The following is a 7,374-nucleotide window of genomic DNA, read 5'->3' on the forward strand; positions in this document are numbered from 1 at the left end:
AAACATATTAAATAATAATAAACTATTTTCTTTTCCTAAAAATATAGTAATATGGTCGCTCAATGAAGTTCTATGAGAAGCATATTTAATTTCTCCTTCATATGATAATTTGGCCAATTCTATAATATCACTTTTATCCAAACCATTTACATCAAAAATAGCATAAGTTAAACAAGCACATAATGAACTAGATGAAGCTAATGAAGTATTAAAAGGCAAATCTGTATATGCATAAATATCCATACCAGTTATTTTATATTCTCTTTCCAATAATACAGAAAAAACACCCTTAAAATATATAGCCCATTCATCTTCTTTATTTTTTTCTAATTCATTAAAAGTAAATGATTTTTTAGCTTTAAATGAATGACCATAAATATTAATTTTATTGTCTGGTCTTTTTCTAACTACTAAATAAGTACCTCTATCTATGGCAGCTGTAATAGTATCACCGCCAGAATAGTCAATAAGTTCTCCTATAAAAGTTAGTCTTCCAGGAGCAAAATATAATTTTACTTCACCTTTTTGTCCAAAGACATCTCTAAATCTTTCTACTAATCTTAAATGTAATTTTGGTATCATATAACCTTCTCAGTTAAATTATTTGTTATTTATATTATAAATTTGAAAAAAGTCAACTATTTTAACAGATAATATAATCGATAATATTATTAAAAAGTTAACATATTTTTATACAATTTTATTCTGTTAAAATAACATATAAAAACTAAAAAGTCAATTATAAATGGTATTTATATCTTATCTTTTTCCAAAAAACAATTTAGCACATAATTTAAAAATCTCAGATGCTATAATCACTATAAAAGATAAAGCAACTATTTTCACCCAAGTATATAAACTTAAAGGCACAGTATTAAAGAAAGCACCAGCAAATTGCGTAGCTAATATCTGTAATATAAAAGTACCAAGCATACTTAAAAGCACTAATTTGTTATCAAGGAAATGTTTAAATACACTATCATAACCTAATTCTCTACTGTTGAAAGAATTAAATATCTGGAACATTACAAACATAACAAATAATACAGTAGAAGCTTCAGCATCACTTACATTTAATATATTAAGTTTGCTTTGAAGCATAAATAGTATAATCATCACAGTACCAGAATATATAATCTTTCTAAGCATACTAAAAGTAACAATATTAGCATTTCTTTTAATAGGCTTTCTTTTCATTAAGTTGCTTCTAATAGGCTCAAGTCCTAAAGCAATAGCAGGAGGTCCATCCATAATAATATTTATCCATAATAACTGTATAGCTGTAAATGGAGATTTAAATCCTGTTAGAGTAGATAACAATACAACTACAACAGAAGCAAAGTTAACAGTAAGCTGAAACTGTATAAATCTTTGGAAATTGTCATATATACCGCGTCCCCATTGTACTGCTTTAACTATTGTAGCAAATGAGTCATCAAGAAGCACTATATCACTAGCCTCTTTTGATACTTCTGTACCTGTTATACCCATAGCCACACCAACATCAGCATTTTTTATAGCAGGAGCGTCATTTATACCATCACCAGTAACCGCAACAACATTACCCATCTCTTTTATAGCATTAACAACACGCATCTTTACTGTAGGTGTACTTCTTGCTATAACAGAAATCTTACTTAAATTCTGTTTTAATATATTATCGTCCATAGCATCTATGTCTTTTGCCTCAAGAACTATGCTATTTTCATCAAGTATTTTTAATTCTCTTGCAATAGCCCTTGCTGTAACTATATTGTCCCCTGTAAGCATTTTTATGTTTATACCAGCACTTCTGCATTGTTCTACTGCATCATAAACCTCTTTTCTAACAGGGTCAGATATAGCAACAAAGCCGTCATATATCATATTGCTTTCAAGTTTTTCTCTTATGTTCTCTACATTATCATCAACTTTCTTATGAGCAAATGCTATAACCCTCTTTGCCTCCTCCTGAAACTTCTCTATAGCCTCTTCTATGCATTTTTTCTCTTCGCTACTGATACTGCACATAGCCATTATCTTTTCAGGACTTCCCTTTGTAAATACAATGCTTTCACCGTCTATTTTAGCTACTGTAGTCATATTTTTAGTTTCTGATGAGAAAGGATACTCATATATTATTTTTGCACTTTCTCTTATAGTTTTATAATCAAAACCAGATTTTTTAGCCCCAACAAGTAATGCACATTCTGTAGGGTTACCTAAAAACTTAATCTGTCCATCTTCTTTATAATCAATATCAGCAGTAGAGTTAATAGCAAAGTTATTAATTATGTTTTTGTCTTTTATATTCTCTGGCTCTACATAAGCACAATTAACAAATAATTGATTTAATGTCATTTTGTTTTCTGTGAGAGTACCCGTTTTATCAGAACAAATTACATTAACGCTTCCTATAGTTTCACAAGCAACCATCTTTTTAACCAATGCATTTTGTCTAGCCATTTTTATAATATTAATAGATAAAGACACCGCCACTATTGTAGGAAGTCCCTCTGGAACAGAAGCAACAATCAATACTATACTAGTAATAAAAGCCTCAGATATAGTTTCAAAATTAGCAGTTCCAAGTCTAATATGATTAACCACTTGAATTATAAATACTATCATAGAAGCAGTGATACCAATTATAGCTATTTTTTTACCCAATTCTGCTAATTTCTCTTGTAGAGGTGTTGAAGTTCTTTGTGTTTTTGAAAGCTCTCTTGCTATTTTACCAAACTCAGTAGAATCCCCTACGGCAGTAATAACCATTTTACCATTACCAGTAGTAACAAAAGAACCAGAATAAGCCATATTTATTCTATCTGCAACTGCTGTTTTTTCATCTGTAATCACGGCCTCAGCATCTTTTTCTACAGGAACACTTTCACCTGTTAAAGCAGATTCATCTATATTAAGTGATACACTTTCAATAAGTCTTCCATCTGCTGGAAGTTTGTTACCTGTTTCTATAAAAGCAATATCTCCAACAAGCAAATCTTTTTGATTTATTATTTCTATCTTGCCTTCTCTTATAACTTTTACTCTAATATCTTCATTTATACTATTTAAAGCCTCAAATGCCTTAGCACTTTTGCCTTCCATCACTATTGTAATTGTGATAGATAAACTTATAGCGATAAATATTCCCAAACATTCCAAAAAGTCAGCATGTCCACCGTTGAAATATGCTACAGTATTTACGCCTATTGCTATTAAGCCTGCAAATATAAGCATAAGTATCATAGGCTCTTTTAATGATTCTAATATTTTTTGAATCAATGTGGCACTTTTTTCTTTGGTAAAACTATTAGCACCATATTTCTCTAAGCTTAATTTTTGAGCTTCTTTTGTAAGACCTATTTTTGTGTCAACATTAAGCTCTTTGAGAATATCTTCTTTGTTTCCTAAAAAGCTACTCATCATAAAATACAACCTCTCATTAAATAATAAACTGTATAAAAAATGCATAAAAAAAGACTCATGCATAAATAAATCATCAAAGTTTTTTTTACTGTGAAAATTTATTTATACCTGAGTCTCATTAATTAAGGCTAGCCAAACTTCTATTATTATAGTTAGAAGTTGCGATTGTTGACTTAGCCACGTAAAAAATTACGTCAACTACTCCCTCTGAGTATGTTAATTATAATAAACTATAATTTATATAATGTCAAGCAAAATTTACATTAATTATTTATTTGGAAAAATTACACCTTTTTTAAGTATAATATTTGCATATATTTCAAGTTCGCTTGTAGCGACTATTGCATAAACATTTTTACATCTGTCATAATAAGCAAATCTTTCCAAATACTCATAATTTACTTTTTGATGTTTAGAAATTATGTCTTTATATTTAGCCCACACATCAGGCTCCCTTCCAAAATCAGCATTAGGCTGCATCAATACAACAGGGCTTTCTACAAAAGTATCTAAAGGAAATAAAGGCATAATAGCTTTTAAAACTGTAGGTATATCTATACCATCAAGTCTTATTATTTTTTTCACGTTGTAGTCATGAGAAGGAAAATTACCGTCAGCAAATAATATTTCACTTCCATGTCCCATTTCGCATAATGTTTTTAATAATTCAGGTGAAACAACAGGGTCTATTCCTTTTAACATATCTAAATCCTTAAATAAAATTTTAATATTTTTAATAAAAGCCCCATTTAATAATAATTTATTAAATGGAGCTTAAAAAATAATAATTAATTATTTAGTTACTTTTCCAAATAAAGGTCCAAAATGTTTACAAGCTCTGAAATCAGCACCTTCTAAATCTTTTGTACCAAATGCTTTCCAAGCTTTAGGTCTAAATACTTTCTCTTCACTTACGTTATGCATACTTACAGGTATACGAAGCATAGAAGCTAATGTAATTAAATCAGCACCGATATGACCATAAGCAGCAGCACAATGGTTAGCACCCCAATCATTCATTACAGAATAAACATCTTTGAAAGAATCTTTACCTGTAAGTATAGGAGCAAACCAAGTAGTAGGCCAAGTAGAGTCAGTTCTTTTGTTAATAGGATCAAATATACTATTATCAATATTAACAGCATAACCTTCAGCTATTTGAAGTACAGGACCATAACCTTTAACTAAATTAAGTCTGATTATAGTCATAGGCATTTCACCTTTAGTTAAGAAAGTAGATGAGAATCCGCCTCCTCTAAAATATTCTCTGCTTGCAGGAGAGAACTCTGTAGCATCAAGACATTTTTTAGCCTCTTCTTCAGTAATATTCCAATATTCTTTTAAAGCAGGATTTCCATTAACTTTTTGTTCACCAGTCCAGTCTAAAGAAGCAGCACCAGAATTGATTAAGTGAATAATACCATTTTTAGCTTTTCCAGTAAGCTCTTTACCAGTAACTCTTTTTACAGCTTCAGGACTCCAATAAGTTCTAACATCAGCAAAAAGCTGAGATTTGCAAGTTAATAAATGAGCAAATAGCATAGAAAGACCATTCAAAGAGTCATTTTCAGTAGCAACAACGTAAGGTTCTCTTATACCATTCCAGTCAAAAGATGAGTTAAGAATAGCTTCAGCAAAGTCACCATTAGGCATAAAGTCAGTCCAATGTCTTTGACCTTGGAAACCTCCAGCTATAGCATTATGACCTTGTGCTTCTTCTATATATCCCATTTCTGCCAACTTAGGGTTACCTACCATTAAGTCACGCATAATCATAGCCATTTTTATAGAAGTAGCCCATTCTTTTTCTTTTTCTTCTGGAGTAGCTTGTACTTTATTTTTATCAACTCCAAACTTACATTGTTTAGCCCATTCCCAAGCTTTTTTGAACTCTTCTTTGTCATAGATTTCTAGTTCTAATCTTCTTTTGATTTCACTCATATCCACAAATTCAGTTCTCATTCCTAAATAGTCAAGTAAAAACTCAGCATCAACCATAGAACCCATAATACCCATAGCAACATATCCCATACTTATATATGATTGATCTTTCATAGTAGCAACAGCAAGACCAGCTCTTACAAATCTTAATATTTTTTCTTTAACATCATCAGGAACATTTTCATCACCTGCATCTTGAACATCTTTACCATAAATAGAAAATACAGGAAGTCCTAATTGAGTATGACCAGCATCAGCAGCAGCCAAATAAACTGCCCCTGGTCTTTCAGTACCATTAAATCCCCAAATTGCTTTAGGTATAGCAGGAGTCATATCAATAGTCTCAGAACCATAACACCAACAAGGTGTAACAGTAAGAGTTAATTTAACATTATTTTCATCAAATTTTTTCTGACATCTAGCAGCTTCAGCAACTCCTCCAATTGTAGTATCAGCTATTACACATTCAACTTTTTCACCACTAGGATGTTTAATATTTTCTTCTATTAGTTTTGCAGCTATTTTAGCCATATTCATAGTGGTATCTTCTAATGACTCTCTAACGCCATTTCTTCTGCCGTCTATGACAGGCCTTATACCAACTTTTGGTAAATTATTTTGCATTCTAAACATATTATATTTTCCTCCTTTTTATTTTTTTATATAATTATCAAATATTTTTCAATTTATATACTAATAACTATTTTCTATTCACTTATATTTTAGTAAAAAAAATAAGTATAATCAATATTTTTGTGTCTTTTTTTTATATAAAATTGTATTTTTTTTAAAATTGTTTCAATATTCTTGATTTATTTTCAAAAGTCATTATTTTTTGATTTATTTTAAAACAAATTATTATTTTTTTATTGTTTATTTTACAACTATAGTATTAAACTTATTATTATATGCAATTTTATATCCTAAATAAATATATAAAACTAATTGTATTATTTCTTTTCACTTCCTCTCAAATGAAATTGAGCAGAATAATTATATATTTGCTTAGACATATTTATTGGTTTTCTATCTATTAGAATAGAAGTTGCATTAGCACCTATATCAAATGCTGGAAACACAACTTCAGATATATTCATATTTTCTGAATACAAATTTTCTAACTTATCAAATGTCATCATAGAAACATCTTTAGGTATTGATATATTCTTTTCTCTAAATGCTCTAAGTATGCCAATAGCCAAAATTTGATTAGCTACTAACACAGAGTCAAATTTTATTTTCTTATTTTCTATTATATCTTTTATTATTTTGTAACTACTTTCTGTATTATTAAAATCACCATAATATACTCTATCAACAGTAATATCCAAACCATGATCTTCTATACTCTGTAAAAAACCATCTCTTCTCTCTTGAGCATTACTCAAATTAGAATTTCCTGTTACTATTATTGGATTTTTAGCACCTCCTTCTATTAATAAATCTGTTGCTTTTTTGGCGGCACTAAAATTATCTGGTAAATTTTTTATATATATAGATTCAAATTCCAAATTTCTATCAACTAACGATATAATGTTATTATTATTTGATGTATATGGAGGTCTATCTCTCTTAGCAGATGCTGGAACCCATATTATGCCTATATTACTTTCATTTTCCAATCTAGAAAATATCTTTATTTCTTCTTCTATCAATTCATTTGTCAAATATATCTCAAAAGTAATATTATTTTTTTGAACAACATGTATTATTCCACTAAATAAATCTAAATAAAATGTATTTCTTAAGTCTGGTATAATTAATACTATTCGTTTTACACAATTTATATTAAAATATTTATCCATCCCCTTGTTTTTTAATACATCATTTACCTTATTTCTAGTAGATTCTTTAACAGAATTTGGATTTTTTAGCATTTTTGAAATTGTAGCAACAGAAATACCACTTATTCTAGACAATTCTCTTATTTTCAATTTCGTATTTCCTTGGATAAATTATTTTTTAAATAAATACTATTATATCTAATTATAATAATTAATCAAAAAAAAATCAATAAAATTAATA

At 29.0% G+C, this 7,374-nt stretch carries 5 protein-coding genes; all 5 read right to left on the bottom strand.

Translation table 11 applies throughout. The features are described 5' to 3' along the window. On the bottom strand, positions 1-582 hold a 582-nt coding region (locus tag E6A48_RS05970; protein WP_308461602.1), incomplete at its 3' end, for a galactokinase family protein. 177 nt (positions 583-759) lie between these two features. Further along, complete coding sequence (locus E6A48_RS05975; RefSeq protein WP_219709154.1) at positions 760-3,408, bottom strand: calcium-translocating P-type ATPase, PMCA-type; 2,649 nt, start codon at positions 3,406-3,408, stop codon at positions 760-762. A gap of 267 nt (positions 3,409-3,675) precedes the next feature. Further along, positions 3,676-4,110, bottom strand: coding sequence for an RbsD/FucU family protein (locus E6A48_RS05980; protein ID WP_013243095.1), 435 nt, complete (start codon positions 4,108-4,110; stop codon positions 3,676-3,678). A gap of 90 nt (positions 4,111-4,200) precedes the next feature. Next, a complete protein-coding gene (locus E6A48_RS05985) occupies positions 4,201-5,982 on the bottom strand; it encodes an L-fucose isomerase (RefSeq protein WP_219709155.1) in 1,782 nt (593 codons plus the stop codon). A 317-nt stretch (positions 5,983-6,299) separates the two neighbouring features. Continuing rightward, the gene (locus tag E6A48_RS05990; RefSeq protein ID WP_219709156.1) at positions 6,300-7,283 is read right to left on the bottom strand and encodes a LacI family DNA-binding transcriptional regulator; all 984 of its coding nucleotides are present in this window, start codon (positions 7,281-7,283) and stop codon (positions 6,300-6,302) included. Positions 7,284-7,374: the final 91 nt, after the last annotated feature.

Source organism: Brachyspira pilosicoli (assembly GCF_019402445.1).
Classification (GTDB): Bacteria; Spirochaetota; Brachyspiria; order Brachyspirales; family Brachyspiraceae; genus Brachyspira; species Brachyspira pilosicoli_B.

Bases quoted from the DNA above. Each gene is read 5' to 3' on its own strand.
- E6A48_RS05975 (WP_219709154.1), bottom strand. From the start codon at position 3,408: ATGATGAGTAGCTTTTTAGGAAACAAAGAAGATATTCTCAAAGAGCTT.
- E6A48_RS05980 (WP_013243095.1), bottom strand. From the start codon at position 4,110: ATGTTAAAAGGAATAGACCCTGTTGTTTCACCTGAATTATTAAAAACA.
- E6A48_RS05985 (WP_219709155.1), bottom strand. From the start codon at position 5,982: ATGTTTAGAATGCAAAATAATTTACCAAAAGTTGGTATAAGGCCTGTC.